The organism is Pseudoalteromonas sp. MelDa3, assembly GCF_002863625.1.
Classification (GTDB): domain Bacteria; phylum Pseudomonadota; class Gammaproteobacteria; order Enterobacterales; family Alteromonadaceae; genus Pseudoalteromonas; species Pseudoalteromonas arctica.
In genome coordinates this window covers 62,683-79,139 of the sequence record NZ_PJBR01000002.1, presented here as the reverse complement: position 1 = coordinate 79,139, position 16,457 = coordinate 62,683, and the positions used below count along the sequence as shown (strand labels likewise).

Genomic DNA, 16,457 nt, shown 5'->3' with positions numbered 1-16,457 from the left:
ACTTCAAGTTGAAGTGCGTTTATATAAACAGTTACTAGTAAACTAAATAATTAGCCACCTAATAAACTAATTGCTGCTTGTGGTATTTGGTTTGCTTGCGAAAGTATTGACGTACCCGCTTGTTGGAGTATTTGATTTTTAGTCATTTGTGCAGTTTCGGTCGCAAAATCTGTATCTTGAATACGACTACGTGACGCAGATACATTTTCTTGAATATTAGCAAGGTTACTAATTGTATGACCAAAACGGTTTTGAACCGCACCTAAACCCGCACGCTGCTCATCAATTTGAGCAAGTGCACCATCAATTATCGATATTGCATCTTGAGAGCCTAGCTCTGTTGTTAAATTTACCGTATCGACATTATTTGCTGTAGCAGTAGCTGTAGCCGCTAAGTTTTTTGTATCTGTCGATGCCACTGAGAACTCTTTAGAAGCCGTTAACTTTAAAGTACCAGTTATTCTTGCTGCAACATCACCACCTTCTGTTAGGGTTATAGGGGTGTTTAAATCACCATTACTGTCCACAGCAGTTAATGTTACCGTATCATTTCCAGCAGTAGCATTAGCGTATGAGTCAATTATAATATCAGCGCCAGTCTCATCCGTTAACGTAATCGCCCCCGTTGTCGAATTATGAGAGGCTGCAACTCCAGTTTCAGCTGTAGAAGCATTAATCGCATCTGCAATTTCTGATTGGTTTGTGGCACCAGTAGTGCCTGAAATTGGAATGCCATTTAAGTTAAAGCTTACTATATCACCTGCAGTTGAGGCCATCCCCACAACTACTGATGTTGATGCTCTAGCTATAACACCATGCTCACTAGTTGTATCGTTTATTGCTGCTGCCGCATCTAGTGCCGACGAGCTAGCTGTAATATTGACCGATGTAGTTTGCTCACCTGTAGTAAATGATACCGTTGAATCTGCTATAGCGGATGCAGGTGTAGTAGCGCCAGGCAACACGCCACCAAAACCTGTGTTAACAGCACCTTCAAGTTGTGATTTAAAGCCACCTATATCTTCTGCTGCTGTGCTTGCTAAACTAAGTGAAATTGTTTCGTTGGCATTCGCGCCAACCTGAAAATTTCGAGTGCCATATGAGCCATCTAATAATTGCTGACCACCGAACGATGTAGTGTCAGAGATTCGAGTTAATTCTTCTTGTAAGGCAGACACTTCTTTTTGCAATGCATCACGGTCTTCACTTGAATTTGAACCATTAGCAGATTGCAGGGCAAGCTCTCGCATACGTTGTAGTATATTAGTCGATTCTTGCATAGCGCCTTCAGCGGTTTGCGCCATTGAAATACCATCGTTAGCATTACGCTGAGCAACGGCTAAGCCATTTATTTGCGACGTTAATCTGTTTGAAATTTGTAAGCCGGCGGCATCATCTTTTGCGCTATTAATACGCATACCTGATGATAAACGCTCCATTGAAGTAGCTAAGCCTTCACCAGATTTAGTTAGATTACGTTGTGCGTTTAATGACGACACATTAGTATTTACTGTTAATGCCATTTTACCATCTCCTAGGTTTAAACAGAGTGTGGTTCAACACGATTTAACAGGAACCACTGTTCGATAATTTCTTATAATAAGAAAAGCATTTACTGTGCCAACTTTGATTTATTTGTAACCACTTGTTTTTTAATGTAAATATATGGTTTTTTGAATTAAAAATAAAGAGTGAAGTTATTTGGAAGGGAGTGACATTTTTTTGCCGCGGTTTTGTAGCAGGTTATTGCCGCGATTTTGTAGCAAGTTATTGCCGCTTTAAAGTGGGTAAAGCGGCAAGGCATTTCTGCTTATAATCTGCTTATAAGTAATCGAATAATGAAAGGTTAGTTAAACGACCAAAAGTTGCTTGCGATGCTTGCAGTGCCGTTTCTTGTTTGGTTAGTTCGCTAATAGCTTCTGCCATATCAACTTCAACTAAGTTAGAGCGATTACTTTTATTTTGAATATCGAGTGCTAAGTTAGAATCGCTTACTCTTTCAAGCGCGTTCATACGTCCACCTAAACTTGCTTGGGTAAACACCACTTGCTCACTGGCGTTTTGTAATTGCACTAAGCTATCAGCAAGTACTTGCTGAAAGTCATCACCTTCAAGTGCGCCATTGTTAAGGCCGGTAATAAGTGATTGCAGTGTATTAAGTACGTTTTCTTTATGTGGTTTTTCAAGGCTAAAATCGAGTTGGCCAGGCGCACTACCCTCAAATTGAATTTTCATACCTGCAAATTCAATTGTATCATCTGTAACTTCACCAGTTTGAGGCGGGGTAAGCGACACGCCATCTTGTAAAATTTCGTATGTATCAGGATCGTTTGTAGTCGCACCAGCGGTTGTAACTACACTAAAAGTATTTGCTGTAGGTGAAACTGGAGTCGTTGGATCAGCATTGTATTTAGCTTGATGGAACTTATCGAACTCGGCTTGGCCATCAACATAAACAGTGCCTTTAGTAATATTATTTGTAGGTGTTGTTGTTGGTATGTCTGCTTTATTATCGAGTACATTTAGTCTGGCATCTGTTTTTTCAAATGTATCAAAGCCGTTATCACTCGCTTTAATTGATACCCCTTCAGCTATAGTTATTTGGTGCTGGCCTTGGTCGCCATTATAGGTGTACTCACCCGCTGCAGAATCAAACTGATAAGGCTGCGTGCTGTCTTGGTAGCCTGAAAATATGAATTTCCCGTCTTCTGAGCGGGTGTTCATTAAATTAGCTAACGTTTGTTGAATGCCACTAAGCTCTGATGCAATCGATTTTAAATCGTCTTTGGTGTAAACACCATTACCAGCCTGAATAGTGAGCTCTTGCGCTTGTTGTATATTACTATTTATGCTTTGTAATACGCTTTCTTCAGTTTCTAGCCTGCCGGTAAGCTGGTCGATATTTTTAGTGTATTGCTCATTCGTTTGTATTTTATTTGAATACAGCATAGCTTGCGAAATAGCAGCTGGCGCTTCTGAGGTGGTTAAATACTTTTCACCAGTTGTTACTCGCTCTTGAGCATTTGCAACACCTTGTTGGTTGTCGAGTATTTTATTTATGTTGTTTTGGTACATTAAATTATTTGATAAACGCATAATTACCTCGCCGCATTTAATAAGGTGTCAAAAATTTCTTGAGCTGCTGCTAAAACTTGAGCTGATGCTGAATATGATTGCTGAAAACGCAGTAAATTTGCAGCCTCTTCATCAAGGTTTACACCCGATAGTGATTCGTACCATGCCTCAGACTGCTCTGCTAATGCATTAAACGCACTACCGCTTGTTATTGCTTGACCAGTTATAACGCCTATATCACTCACTAACCCTGAATAAGCTTGGTTGAACGTTTTATGATTGTCGGCCGTTGCTGTTGTTTCTACATTTAAACGGACTAACTCACCATTCTGTAAGTCAGCTAATTTTAAACCATTACGGTTATCATCAAAGCCGCCTTCGTTAAACTCAAGTGTAAAGGTGTCGCCTGTTGCTGGAGTGCCTTCTATGTCAAAATCAAAACCATAATCGCTGTATGGCGTTCCTGCTTGAGATAAAACATTATTACCTGGCGGTGGAATAATAATTGTTGTTGCCGTATTATTTTCATCAGAAATTTGATATTCGTTTGCAGTGCCTGTTTTTACTAGGGTAATACCGCCATTGGTCAAACCGGGAGCGGTGGTAAAACCACCCGATGTCACGCTTGTTACTTCTCCCACTGAAATAGTAGCGGTGCCTATATTATCTATACTGTTAGCAGTACGAATAGGCGATGCTAGTGCTAAATCTTCTGCGCGCCCTGTTGCAAGCGTAATGCTAGAAGCCGAGTCAGAATTAAGCTTAATTTGAAACTGATCTCCCACGTTACCTGTTTTGGTTGTATCTATATTTAATTGTAGTCCGAAGGAGTCTTTTACCGTTGCTAATACTTCTGGTGTTGTAGCTGTTGCCGCTTGATAAGGGACTGCATTTCGAATATCGTCTGCATTTATGATCCCATCAGCTGGGATATCTGCAACTGATGGGTCACCTAGCGGTTCGCCTTTATTATCTACCGGTTGAATAGAAACCGATGTCGCACTCGTATAAGTAATAATAAAGTCACTTGCCGGAAGCTCACTGCCCTTACCAGGCTCTACAGTTGCAGTCATACCGGCATCACCAGTATTCGCTTGATACGCATAAGCGCCAACGGTAGGTATATTAAAAATATTACCACCTAGCTGACCTGTTGCATCCATACCCAATTTGTTTTGCTCGTTAAATGCGTCGGCTATCGCTAAGCCCATTTGACCAATTTGGTTTTGAGCAGGGACTAATATGTCATCTCTAAAAGCGAGTAAGCCGCCAATTTTGCCTTTAAGCTTGCTTACATCAACTTCAAGCGGCACTGCTTTGCCACCATTAACGTCAAGCGTGAATTCTTTAAAGTTAGGATCGGGATCCCCTGTCATCGAGAATAAGTTAAATGCGCCATTTTGCATAACAACTGCTTCGCCTGTGCCCATAAAAACGAGTTTTTCGCCATTTGGACCATCAAGCGTTTCTATGTCTATTAGCTCTGATAAGTCGCGTATTGCTTTATCGCGTTCGTTATAGGTAGAGCTTGCATCTGCGGCATTATTAGTGCCATTAACGGCTGCAATATTTTGATTTAGCGTACTAATACTTTGAATGAGTGAGTTTGCTTCGTCTGAAAAAATTTCAAGCTGCTCGTTCACTACACTTTTTTGATCAAGCACGATGCCCGAAAGTCTATCCATTTGATCAATTAAGCTTTGCGCGTCGGTCATTACTAATGAGCGAGCAACGGTAGATGACGGTTGATTAAGCGCTTCTTGTACGTTATTAAATAAAGAGTTAATGCCTGTAGATAGGTTATTAGACTCTTCAGAAAAAATAGTATCAACTCGATTTGCCTCAGTAATAAACTGATCGAAAAACGATTTATTAGAGGTGTCACGATTTAGCTGTGACTGAGCAAACTCATTTAGTAATCGGTATGTTTCGCCTCGCCCCACTTGGTTATCAACCATAGTGGTAAACTCTGTACGCTCGCGCACATAGCCTTCGGTATTAACATTGGCGATGTTTTTACTTGTCGTTTGCAGTAGCTCCGAACTTGCTCTAACCCCAGAACTGGCAATGTTTAATAAATTAAACGACATGTTACTCTACTCCTTGGCGGATCACGTTTGCCGCAATGTCTTTTAGCTGGCTGCTATTGAGCACATTTTTTATTTTGCTGGCATAATTTGGATCGGTTGCATAACCTGCTTTTTGTAATGAATCTAAAAAGTCATTTGGTTTTGCTGTATTTTGTAATGCTTCTTGGTAGCGTGGGTTTTGCGTTAAAAAATCAACGAAGTCGTTCACGCTATCTTTAATTGAATCGTAGGCTCTAAAGCTTGCTTGTTTTTTAACGGGTGTGCCTTGCTCAAACTCAAGCGTTACTTTGCTTGCTTTATCGCCTTCCCAGCTTTTATCTGACTTAATATTAAATAAGTTATTTGAGCTGCCACCGTCACTTTTATTAATAATGTGTTTACCCCAACCGGTTTCAAGTGCCGCTTGAGCAACCATTACCGCTGGGTTTAAACCTATTTTTTGCGCTGCAGTTTTAGCGTGTTCCCACACTGAACTTACAAACTCTTCTGCATTTTTAAATGTTGGGCTATCGGTTTTAGACTCTGCAGTATTAACCTTAGGCTCAGCAATATCGGCTTTAGTACTTTTAACGATAAGATCGGGTTGCTTATTTTTTTGCTCATGAGGAAGAGCGGATCCGACTTGCGTATCGCTGAAAATATCGTTAGTTGTTCTAAGCACCGAACCTGGCATAAAGTTTTTAGACTCAGGCGATAACTGCTGAACAATTAAATCGGCAAGGCCTAACGAGCCATTTGATGAAAGCTCTGTTGAAAGTTGCTGATCGTGCATTTCTTCAAAAAACTTTACGCCACTTGAATTAAATGGGCTGTCTTTGTCTTCAAATGCTTCGTTAGCTTTGCGCATTCCTTTGAGCAGCATTTGCGTAAAAATAGCTTCAAATTGTGCGGCCGCTTTTTTAAGCGCAGCTTTAGAGGCATCAGTTGATGCATCGCCACTGGTTAAGGCTTCTTTACGAAGTGAATCTAAGTTGCCTAAATCAAAAAAGTTTTGTTTATCGAGGTGATTAGTTTCCATCGGCTTTTTGACACAAAATGAATAATGCAGTTAAAAATGCAAAAATTGAGCCACTACCGATAAAACGAGGAAGATAAAAATAATAAACTTAAGTTGCTGTAAATAAAAAGCCCTATATCTTGTTTCAAAAATATAGAGCTTAAGTAATACGTTATTTATTGACTTGAGTTATTTATATAACAACTAACTGCCCGTTAATTGCGCCGGCTTCTTTTAGTGCTTCTAAAATAGCCATTAAGTCACCAGGCGCTGCGCCTACTTCGTTAATTGCGCGAACTAAATCGTCAAGGCTTACACCTGGATTAAATACAAAGGCGCGCGAGTCGTCTTGGTTTACATCAATAATACTTTGCTGTGTGACAACTGTATCACCGTTTGCTAGCGGGTTTGGTTGTGACACATTTTGTTGCTCTGCAATTGTTACTGTTAAGCCACCATGAGTTATAGCCGCAGGCTGAAGCTTAACGTTTTTGCCAATGACAATTGTACCGGTACGCGAGTTAACTATAATTTTAGCGGCCATATCAGCTGGCTTAAATTCTAAGTTTTCGAGTGTCGATAAGTACGATACACGCTGGGATGCATCGCGTGGTGCAATAACACGGATAGAAACAGAATCAATTGCTTGTGCGCTATTTGGGCCAACTAGGTCATTAATTGTTTTTTCTAGGCGTTTTGCCGTTGTAAAGTCTGGGCGGTTTAGGTTGAAGGTAATGTAATCGCCTTGCATAAATGGGCTTTCTACAGTGCGTTCAACTGTTGCGCCATTTGGTATACGACCAACTGTAGGGGTGTTAATTACAACCTTACTACCATCAAGGCCTTGTGCGCCTAAGCCACCGACAATTAAGCTACCTTGTGCAATAGCGTATACGTTACCATCTACCCCCTTTAAAAAGGTTTGTAGTAAAGTACCGCCACGTAAACTGCCTGCACTACCAATAGAAGAAACCGTAATATCTATTGTTTGTCCGGGCTTTCTAAATGCAGGTAATTCTGCATGCACAGCAACAGCGGCAACATTTTTAATTTTAGGACTTTGAGTTGAGGGTAGCGTAATACCAAAGCTGTTCAACATGCCTCTAAAACTTTGTTGTGTGTATGAGTTTTGCTCGCCAGTGCCTGGTAAACCAACCACTAAGCCATAACCAACTAATTGGTTAGAGCGTACGCCTTCAACCATAGACACATCTTTTATGCGCTCAGCACTGGCAGTAAACTGCCAACCTAATAACACAACTAAACATAAAGCTTTAAGGCTATTCATGTTGTTACCCTCTAAAATGGAAACAGCGAACTGCTAAAGAAACGTGTAAGCCAACCAGGACTTTGCGCTTCTTGCGTTTGCCCTTTACCTGAGTATTGAATACGTGCATTAGCAATGCGGTTTGATTCAACCGTATTATCGGCGCTTACGTCTTGAGGGCGTACTAGCCCTTCTAAACGAATAAACTCTTCACCGGTATTAAGCGTTAGCCATTTTTCGCCGCGAATAACTAAGTTACCATTAGGTAAAACGCGCATTACATTAACCGAAATATCGCCCACTAAGCTGTTTGACTGGTTTGATTTTGAATCGCCCGTAAACGACGAATCGCTACCAATGCCAAACTGAATACTATCGCCACCTATATTTACAGGTAGACCACCTAAGCCAATCACTGGGTCTAAGCTTGCGTCGGTTTCTTTGTCTGTTTCTGTTTTAGCGGCTTTTGTTGCTTGAGTAGACTCTTGCAATTTAACCGTAATTATATCGCCAGTACGTAGCGCTTTTTTATCAGAATATAAGTCGTTTGATGTATGAGTATTAAACAATGAACCTGTGGCTACCAGCGGCTCTAAAATAGGCTCGGGGTACATAGGTGCGTAGTAAGGGTCGTCCTGCACTACTTCACTATTTTGCGTAGACATACAGCCACTTAAAAATAATGTGCCCGCTGTAAATAAAATAATATTACGCATAATTCCCCCTACTCTATTAAAGCTGTTGATTGATATAACTCATCATTTCGTCAACGGCCGAAATTACTTTTGAGTTCATTTCGTAAATACGCTGAGTTTCAATTAGGTTTACGAGCTCTTCAGTTACATTTACGTTTGAAGTTTCGAGTGAGCCTTGAATAATGCTACCTAACCCTTCAACACCAGGATTACCTTGTACCGGCGCACCACTTACAGCGGTTTCGGTATAAAGGTTTTGACCAATTGGCTCAAGGCCCGACGGATTAATAAAATCACTAATAGTAAGCTGACCAATGACCACGTTATCAGCTTGGCCTGCAACACGTACAGATACTTCGCCGTCTTGCGAAACCGTAATTGATTGCGCGTCATCAGGTACATTCATTTCTGGCTGAATAACGTAACCTGCTCCCGATGTTACAATTCGTCCATCGCCATCGGTAGTAAACTGACCATTGCGCGAGTAAGCAATATTGCCATCTGGTTGCAGTACTTCAAAAAAACCTTCACCAGAAATCATCCAATCTAGTGAATTTTCGGTGGTCAACATGTTGCCTTGCGTAAACTCTTTTTGGTTAGCTACAACTTTAGCACCCGCACCTAACATTAAGCCCGATGGCATTTCGGTATCTTGCGATGAACGACCACCTGGTTGATTAATATTTTGATAAAGTAAATCTTCAAATATAGCGCGGCTTTTTTTATAGCCTACGGTACTCGCATTCGCTAAATTATTTGAGATAACCGATATATCGGTTTGTTGAGCGTCTAGCCCAGTTTTACTGATCCACAATGCTGGATTCATAATCGTGTCCTCACTTTAAAGTTAAACTATGCGTAATAACTGATCTTGACGCTCGTCAATTTCTTCAGCTGTTTTCATTAATTTCACTTGTAATTCAAATTGGCGCTGGTGGCTTATCATGTCGACCATTTCGTGAACAGGGTTCACATTAGACATTTCAAGCGAACCACTTAAAACTTTTACATTGGCAGAGGTATCTACTGTTACATTTGCTTTTGGTCTAAATAAACCATCGTTACCTTTTTCGAGCTGTGAGCTATTTGCTTCTACTACTCTAAGCGTGTCTATTTCTTCTAAAAAGTTAGCTGGAGCGCCTTGTGGTCGAACTTGAATAGCGCCATCTTGGCTAAACCCTATTTTTTCGACTGGGACAGGTAAAATAACAGGTCCCCCTTCGCCAATAACTTGACGACCATGACTGGTTACGAGCATGCCTTGAGCAGTAACGTTTAACGTACCCACTTTTGTGTAAGCTTCATTACCGGAGGCATCTTGCACAGCAAGCCATGCGTTATCGCTCATCGCGATATCTAAGTCTCGCCCGGTTTGAACAATGCCACCCGATACCATGTTAGAACCCGGACGCTCTTGCATTGAAAATACTCGTGTAGGCAAACCTTCGCCAAACGCTTGCATAGAACGCGCCTGCGCAAAGTCAGCTTTAAAACCCGTTGTATTTGCATTTGCCAAATTATTGGCTTTTAAAGCAAGCCCTTGTAGGCTTTGCTTAGCGCCAGAGGCCGCAATGTAGACCATTTTGTCCATAGTATCGACTCACATAAAAAATCTCTGAACTTACAAATGCAAAATAGATGCCAGATTAAATTTGACGCAACATTGAGAGGTATTTAGAAGGGCTTGCAAAGAGGACTTATAAAAAAGGCTGCAAAAATGCAGCCTAATATATTTAATAGGGTTTAGCTTATCGAATCTGCAAAATACTTTGCTGAATAGTTGAGTTAACTTCAAGCGCACGTGAGTTTGCTTGGTAATTACGCTGTGCAGTAATTAAGTCTACAAGCTCGTTTGTAAGGTTAGTATTTGATTGCTCAAGTGCTGATGAGTTTATCGATCCTAAAGTACCTGATCCTGGCTCACCTGCAATGGGATCACCAGATGTTAAACTTTTTTTCCAAGCAGTATCACCTACTTGCTGTAAGCCTTGTGAGTTAGAAAAGCGTACCATAGCAACTTGACCTAAAAAAGTTGAGTCACCATTACTGTAAGACGCAACTACCTTACCATCAGTACCAATGTCAATCCCGGCTAAACGGCCAACGGTAGCGCCATCTTGCTCAAGTGCTTTTACTTCAAAGTTACCTGCAAACTGGGTAGGTACTTTATTACTTGTTCCCGCTTCATCACGCCAACTGACTGACACTTTATCAGGAAAACTTGCACCATTAGTTAAAAGAGAAGTCAAACCTGTAGTCGCATCAGAAGCTAGGTCTATATCAGGGAACGTTATAGCTGGTAATTCAACATCAGGCAAACCTGCTGATGTAAATTCAAAAGTATCTATAGGGGTATGTGAACCTGCGACTGTTTCAACTCCATCTGTCCCAAAATTTTTCCCGTCTAAAGTTGCGTAAACGTCCCATTCGTTTGGTGTATTTTCTGGGTCTTGCTTTACAAAGAACAGCTGTAAAACATGTGGCTCACCTAATGAGTCATACACTGTAGTTGATGTAGAACTATTATAAGAAGCACTTGTATTTGAATCGAAAGTATCAACTGTGGGTTGAGTTTCTCGTGAATCTAAGTTAAATGATGAATACACTTTACTTGTTGCGCGAGGAGAACCAGACGAATCCGGTATTTGTAATGGTGATGAAGTACTCAAACTTACTGATGTAGTGGCACCTGTAGCTTCATCAACAGGGAAACCTTGTAAAAAATTACCTTTAGCATCTACTACAAAATTATCTTCATTTAATTTGAATGCACCTGCACGAGTATATGAAAAATCTTGAGAACCTAAGTCTTCACTCATCGCGAAATAACCTTCACCAGTGATCGCTAAATCAAGTGAGTTATTTGTAAATTGCAGTGAGCCTTGATGAAACTGCTGTGCAACCATAGCGGTTTGAACACCATCACCATTTTTAGTTTTACCAGAGCTAAATACTGACGATGCATACACATCAGCAAACTCAGCGCGCGACTCTTTAAAACCTGTTGTATTCACGTTTGCAATATTATTTGCAGTTACGTCTAAATCTTTTTGTGCGGCAGCTAGGCCGGTTAATGCAATATTGAAGCTCATAGTTCACCTCTAACCTGTTAATCTGTGGCCTGCTGGCAGGCAAGAAATATTAAATTTGTTACGCAATCTCTGCAATGTCGGTTAACCTAACCGCACCTTCTTTGGTGTTAACAATGATGCCGCTTGATCCGTTAATGTTTACACTTTCAATATTTTTGAAAGTTGCAATAGGCAAGCTAGAAAACTGACCATTGGTACTACCTTGTGCCGATAACGTGTATTCGCCTTCAGGTAAACGCTCACCGCTTTCATTATTACCATCCCAAACAAAGCGAACAGCGCCGGCAGCCTGGGAACCCATATCAATTGTTCTCACTAACTGTCCAGAAGCATCAGTTACACTAAGCGTTAAGCTTTCAACTGCACTTTCGGCAACGATAGACCCTTTAGCATCACCTGATTCATTTAAATCGACAGTATTTGACTCAAGTAAAGCCTGCTTACCTACAAGCGTTGAAGCTTGCAGGGCTGAGTTCGATGTCATCGAAGTAGCCAACGTATCAAAATTTGAATTCAAATCACTAATACCTTGAGCCATTGTGAAGCTCGTCATTTGTGCAATCATTTGATCGTTATCCGCAGGGTTGCTGGGATCTTGAAACGATAATTGCTGAGTTAACAAAGAGAAAAAATCTTCTTGTGTTAACGCATCACTCTCATTGTCGCTGGTCGCTACTTGCGATTCTTGCCAGCGCAGAGAATCTAAATAGGATGAAGATGTACTAATATCGTTACTCATAACCTACCCTCAGTTACCGCTGCCCTAGCAACAGTGTTTTACTTAGCATTTGCTTTGCTGCATCAGCAACTTGCACGTTTGTTTGGTAAGAACGAGAGGCAGAAATCATATTTGCCATCTCCTCTACAACATTAACGTTGGGTTTATAGATATAGCCATTTTCATCCGCACTTGGATGGTTTGGGTTATATTCAATTTGTAATGGCGCATCGCTTTCAACAATGCCCAAAACTTTAACACCAACTGCGGAGCCCTGCTGGTTACTTGCTGATGCTGAAGCTTTTGTTAGCTCAGCCGCAAATACAGGTTGGCGCGCTCGGTACGTTTTGTCTTGAGATGAACTAATGGTATTCGCATTAGAAATATTACTAGCTGTGGTATTTAAGCGAACATTTTGTGCGCTCATACCCGAACCTGCAATATCGAAAACATTATATAAACTCATAATTTTTATCCTTGACTACCGAGAGCTTTATTCAGACCTTTGAATCTGCCGCTTAAAAATTGCAAGCTGGCCTGATACTCCATAGCATTCTGTGTATACAAGTTTCGTTCCACTTGTATATCAACCGAGTTACCATCGCCTGTATCTGATTGATTTGGCAGACGAAATGATTCAGAGCTGCCCATACTATGAGTACCTCCACCAATGTGTTTATCATTAGTTCTTACCATAGTATTGCCGCTTTGCTGGGTTGACCTTGCCGCTTTTAAAGCTGAGGCAAAGTCTATATCTTTTGCTTTATAGCCAGGCGTATCAGCGTTAGCTATATTAGTTGCAATTAATTCTGCTCGCTGTGAACGTATCAACATGGCTTGCGGATGCACACCTAATGCTTTATCAAAACTGATAGCCATAACCTTCTCCAAAAAATTGACTTACCCATGAATAAAGCAAAAAATAAGCCATTAATATTAGGAAGTGTTATATTTTTATAAGGTTATGTATCTAAATAGAAAAACGACGCTGGGGGCGTCGTTTTAGGGAAAGGAATTAACTTAGTTATTTCTTTTGGTAAATGATACCGGGGTTGCATCTAACCATATCGAACTCAGTACTTAAGCCAGTCAAGGACTCTGACGCTCCTAAAAATAAGTACCCTTTTGGGTTTAATGCTTGTGCAAACTGATTAATAATTTTAGCTTTTATTTCAGGCGCAAAGTAAATAAGTACATTACGGCAAAAAATAATATCAAATTTGCCCATTAACGCGTAAGAATCAAGCAAATTCAGGTGCCTAAAACTAACTTGTTTTTTTATTGTATCGTTTACTTGTGCCATACCATTGCCGCTGTCTTTAAAAAACTTTTTACGACGCTCTGCAGATAACCCTCTGGCAAGTGCAAGCGCGTCATATTCTGCATTTTTACACATATCAAGCATGGTATTAGATATGTCGGTACCAATAATTTGTGCACCCATACGAAGCACACCAGGTTGCTTAGTATTAAATTCAGCTACTGACATAGCTATTGAATAGGGTTCTTGTCCTGATGAGCTGGCAGCAGACCAAATTTTTAAAGGCCTCCTTAAGTCTTTAAACTCAGGAAAAAGCTTATTTTGGAGCAACTCAAATGGGTATTGATCTCTAAACCACAACGTTTCGTTTGTGGTCATTGCATCAACTACAGCGGCTCTTAATTGCCGCTCGTGAGGCCCAAGTGTTTTACTAACCAACTCCGATAAAGATCCCACATTAAATCGAGTCATTAACGGAGCAAGTCGGCTTTTAACTAAATACTGTTTATTTTCACCTAAAACAATGCCGCATTGCTGCTCTAAAAACGAACGAAACTGGTCGTATTCACTTTGCTGCAAATCTTTATTATTCAAGTTAGTAGCACCTATTTTTGTTAATCACAATGAACCCACTTTTTAACCGCTGTTGCTAATTCGTCTGGGTTAAATTTAGCAATAAAGTCATCTGCCCCGACTTTTTCAATCATCGCTTGGTTAAAAACACCACTCAGAGAGGTATGCAAAATAACATGCAAAGGTGCAAGTTTGGGATCTGCTTTTATTTCAGCTGTTAAGGTATAGCCGTCCATTTCTGGCATTTCAACGTCTGAGATAAGTAACGCTACTCGCTCAGTAATATCGTTTTTACAATCAAGCTCTGCTATTTCTTTTAATCTTATAAGTGCTTCTTTACCATTTTTGGCAAGCTCTGTTTGCACGCCTAACGGCTCTAGGGCACGTTTAACTTGATTACGCGCAACAGCAGAGTCGTCTGCTATAAATACGATACGTTCGCCTAAATCTTTTTGAATATCGCCACTTTGTGCAACTTCAGCACTTACTTCTGTGTTCACTGGGCAAATTTCGTTGAGAATTTTTTCTACATCGAGAATTTCGACTAATTCATTTTCGATTTCGGTCACTGCTGTTAAGTATGAATAACGTCCGGCACCTGATGGCGGTGGCATTATTTTTTCCCAATTCATATTTACAATACGTTCAACTCCGCCCACTAAAAACCCTTGCACAGAGCGATTGTATTCAGCAATGATTATGAAGCTGTCTTTAATGTTGTCGATTGGGCGCCCACCTACAGCCATTGATAAATCAATAACCGAAATGGTTTGACCACGAATATGTGCAACACCACGAATATACGGATTAGATTTTGGCATGCTTGTTAGTGGAGGGCATTGCAGCACTTCTCTCACTTTAAATACATTAATACCAAAACGCTGACGCCCTCTGAGCTTAAATAAAAGTAATTCTAGGCGGTTCTGCCCAACCAACTGTGTGCGTTGGTTTACTGAGTCTAAAATGCCTGCCATTCAAATCTCCTAAAGAAAACAAATAATACGGAACGATAATTGCTTTCTATTTATAAAGCTACATAACATCGCGGGTGCGTCTACTTTTTGACGCAAAATATTTATACCCTGTTTGAAACCATAAGCATAGTCGAAACATTATGAGTTTGTTAAAAAAAATCAGAAGATACAGTGTTTTTTATTTTGTTACTAGCTTGTGCTTTGTATTCCCTTTGCAAGCTAAAGTGTTTAGTAAAGATTTATTACAAGACATGGCCGTTGCTTATATAGCTAAGCAGATTGGTACATTGCAAAATACTAATACTCAATTAAGTGCACTGCCTTTAGATAGTCGCATTCCTGATCGTGTCTGTAATACTGAGCTTGAATTATCAACATCCGATGAGCCACCATTTAACCGCCAAGTAACCTTACAAGCCAAGTGCAATGATGCGCAAACGTGGGCTCAATACGTTCATGTAAGAGTTGTTGAAATGGCTCCAGTTGTTGTTGCTACTGCTAATTTAACCCGCGGTGAAGTAATAACTAAATCGCATTTAAGTATTGAAATGAAACCAACTCACTTTGTACGCATACAGTACTTAGATGACCCCACAATGCTAATAGGCAGCAGAAGTAAACGAAATATTAGAAGTGGTATGCCAGTATTACTAAACCAAATTTGTATGGTGTGTAAAGGTGACTCTGTTAATATTTACGCTAACCTTAGAGGTCTTAGAATTAAAACCACAGGTATTGCTTTAGAAGACGGTACTTTGGGCGAACAGATACAAATAAAAAACAAAAAATCAGGTAAAGTTTTAAATGCGCGAGTAGATGGTGTAGAGTCTGTTCAGGTGAATATTTAATTTAGATTTATACTAAAGTATCCTACGTATATGCCGATAACATGGCATAAGTTGGGTAATATACGGGTTTATTATTATGGTTAATCAAGTTAATGGCAGTAATCAACAAGCTAATGCGTTAACAAATGCAAAGCAACAACAAGTTGATTTAAAAAAAGATAACGCAAATACACAAGCGACGCAGACTCCTTCGCCTAAAGCAGCAAGTGACTCTGTAAGCTTGACGCCGCAAGCGCAGCAATTAAAAACGCTTCAAGATAAAGCACAGCAATCGTCTGGCTTTGATAGCGATAAAGTTGCTGAGCTTAAAAAAGCAATAACCGAAGGTAAATATCAAGTGGACAGTGAAAAGCTTGCTAAAAACTTAGCTGATTTTGAGTTTAACGTGTATGGCTGATCATAATAGTTTAATTAGCGTAAAACTAAACCAACAAGTAAGTTGTTTAGATTCTTTGCATACGCTATTAAACGACGAGCTTACTGCTATTGCTTCACGACGTGGTGCTGGTTTAAAAGAAATTACCCAACAAAAAATGTCTTTTTTAACTAAGCTAAGCACTTTAGATAAAGAGCTAAGTAAGCTTATTGCCAGTAACGACTCACAAAACCCTGAAATATCTGAGCTAATAAGCCAAGTTAAAACTCAACTTGCGCAATGCCAAAAACAAAATAATGTTAATGCTCATGCTGCCCGCCAAGCGCAACTAAGTGTTAAACAATTAAAAGAGATATTAATTGGCGCACCAACGTCAATGACCTACGACCAAGCCGGTAAATCTGTAAATACCGAGAGTAAACTGGTTCGTAATTTAAAAGCTTAAGCCCAAAATTTTACATTAAAAAAGCCTTATTGATTTATCAATAAGG

The 16,457-nt window shown here is 40.1% G+C and carries 17 protein-coding genes; 3 read left to right on the top strand and 14 right to left on the bottom strand.

Features of this window, described 5'->3' with window-relative positions; translation table 11 throughout:
- Window positions 1-50 precede the first annotated feature (50 nt).
- The 14 genes from CXF89_RS21515 to CXF89_RS00705 all read right to left on the bottom strand — a co-directional run bounded on the left by CXF89_RS21515 (window position 51) and on the right by CXF89_RS00705 (window position 14,742).
- The gene (locus CXF89_RS21515; RefSeq protein WP_121953514.1) at window positions 51-1,523 is read right to left on the bottom strand and encodes a flagellin; all 1,473 of its coding nucleotides are present in this window, start codon (window positions 1,521-1,523) and stop codon (window positions 51-53) included.
- 298 nt (window positions 1,524-1,821) lie between these two features.
- Window positions 1,822-3,096 (bottom strand): flagellar hook-associated protein FlgL, encoded by a 1,275-nt coding sequence (flgL, locus tag CXF89_RS00765; protein ID WP_121953513.1) that lies wholly within the window; start codon window positions 3,094-3,096, stop codon window positions 1,822-1,824.
- A 2-nt stretch (window positions 3,097-3,098) separates the two neighbouring features.
- Window positions 3,099-5,165 carry a flagellar hook-associated protein FlgK gene (gene flgK, locus CXF89_RS00760; RefSeq protein WP_121953512.1) on the bottom strand — a complete coding sequence of 689 codons (2,067 nt, stop codon included), beginning with the start codon at window positions 5,163-5,165 and terminating at the stop codon, window positions 3,099-3,101.
- A 1-nt stretch (window position 5,166) separates the two neighbouring features.
- Window positions 5,167-6,183 (bottom strand): flagellar assembly peptidoglycan hydrolase FlgJ, encoded by a 1,017-nt coding sequence (flgJ, locus tag CXF89_RS00755; protein WP_121953511.1) that lies wholly within the window; start codon window positions 6,181-6,183, stop codon window positions 5,167-5,169.
- Between the two features lie 172 nt (window positions 6,184-6,355).
- Complete coding sequence (locus tag CXF89_RS00750) at window positions 6,356-7,450, bottom strand: flagellar basal body P-ring protein FlgI (protein WP_024592771.1); 1,095 nt, start codon at window positions 7,448-7,450, stop codon at window positions 6,356-6,358.
- Window positions 7,451-7,461: 11 nt separating this feature from the next.
- Complete coding sequence (gene flgH, locus CXF89_RS00745; RefSeq protein WP_010553251.1) at window positions 7,462-8,145, bottom strand: flagellar basal body L-ring protein FlgH; 684 nt, start codon at window positions 8,143-8,145, stop codon at window positions 7,462-7,464.
- Between the two features lie 16 nt (window positions 8,146-8,161).
- On the bottom strand, window positions 8,162-8,950 hold the full coding sequence (flgG, locus tag CXF89_RS00740; protein ID WP_002959420.1) for a flagellar basal-body rod protein FlgG: 789 nt from the start codon (window positions 8,948-8,950) through the stop codon (window positions 8,162-8,164).
- Between the two features lie 21 nt (window positions 8,951-8,971).
- Window positions 8,972-9,715 (bottom strand): flagellar basal body rod protein FlgF, encoded by a 744-nt coding sequence (locus tag CXF89_RS00735; protein ID WP_007581863.1) that lies wholly within the window; start codon window positions 9,713-9,715, stop codon window positions 8,972-8,974.
- Between the two features lie 157 nt (window positions 9,716-9,872).
- Entirely contained in the window at window positions 9,873-11,216 is a 1,344-nt protein-coding gene (gene flgE / locus CXF89_RS00730) for a flagellar hook protein FlgE (RefSeq protein ID WP_121953510.1), read from the bottom strand.
- Between the two features lie 58 nt (window positions 11,217-11,274).
- Complete coding sequence (locus CXF89_RS00725; protein WP_121953509.1) at window positions 11,275-11,955, bottom strand: flagellar hook assembly protein FlgD; 681 nt, start codon at window positions 11,953-11,955, stop codon at window positions 11,275-11,277.
- Window positions 11,956-11,968: 13 nt separating this feature from the next.
- Window positions 11,969-12,400 (bottom strand): flagellar basal body rod protein FlgC, encoded by a 432-nt coding sequence (gene flgC / locus CXF89_RS00720; RefSeq protein ID WP_010553247.1) that lies wholly within the window; start codon window positions 12,398-12,400, stop codon window positions 11,969-11,971.
- Window positions 12,401-12,405: 5 nt separating this feature from the next.
- Window positions 12,406-12,813, bottom strand: a complete 408-nt coding sequence (flgB, locus tag CXF89_RS00715) for a flagellar basal body rod protein FlgB (RefSeq protein WP_010553246.1) — start codon at window positions 12,811-12,813, stop codon at window positions 12,406-12,408.
- Window positions 12,814-12,958: 145 nt separating this feature from the next.
- The gene (locus CXF89_RS00710) at window positions 12,959-13,789 is read right to left on the bottom strand and encodes a CheR family methyltransferase (RefSeq protein ID WP_007581859.1); all 831 of its coding nucleotides are present in this window, start codon (window positions 13,787-13,789) and stop codon (window positions 12,959-12,961) included.
- 20 nt (window positions 13,790-13,809) lie between these two features.
- Entirely contained in the window at window positions 13,810-14,742 is a 933-nt protein-coding gene (locus CXF89_RS00705) for a chemotaxis protein CheV (RefSeq protein ID WP_007581858.1), read from the bottom strand.
- A gap of 140 nt (window positions 14,743-14,882) precedes the next feature.
- Between CXF89_RS00705 and flgA the strand changes: the two genes are divergently transcribed.
- The 3 genes from flgA to CXF89_RS00690 all read left to right on the top strand — a co-directional run bounded on the left by flgA (window position 14,883) and on the right by CXF89_RS00690 (window position 16,411).
- Window positions 14,883-15,590 (top strand): flagellar basal body P-ring formation chaperone FlgA, encoded by a 708-nt coding sequence (flgA, locus tag CXF89_RS00700; RefSeq protein WP_007581857.1) that lies wholly within the window; start codon window positions 14,883-14,885, stop codon window positions 15,588-15,590.
- A gap of 76 nt (window positions 15,591-15,666) precedes the next feature.
- Window positions 15,667-15,987, top strand: a complete 321-nt coding sequence (gene flgM, locus CXF89_RS00695) for a flagellar biosynthesis anti-sigma factor FlgM (protein WP_007581856.1) — start codon at window positions 15,667-15,669, stop codon at window positions 15,985-15,987.
- A complete protein-coding gene (locus CXF89_RS00690; protein WP_024592769.1) occupies window positions 15,980-16,411 on the top strand; it encodes a flagella synthesis protein FlgN in 432 nt (143 codons plus the stop codon). Before flgM ends, CXF89_RS00690 begins: the two co-directional genes overlap by 8 nt.
- Window positions 16,412-16,457 lie beyond the last annotated feature (46 nt).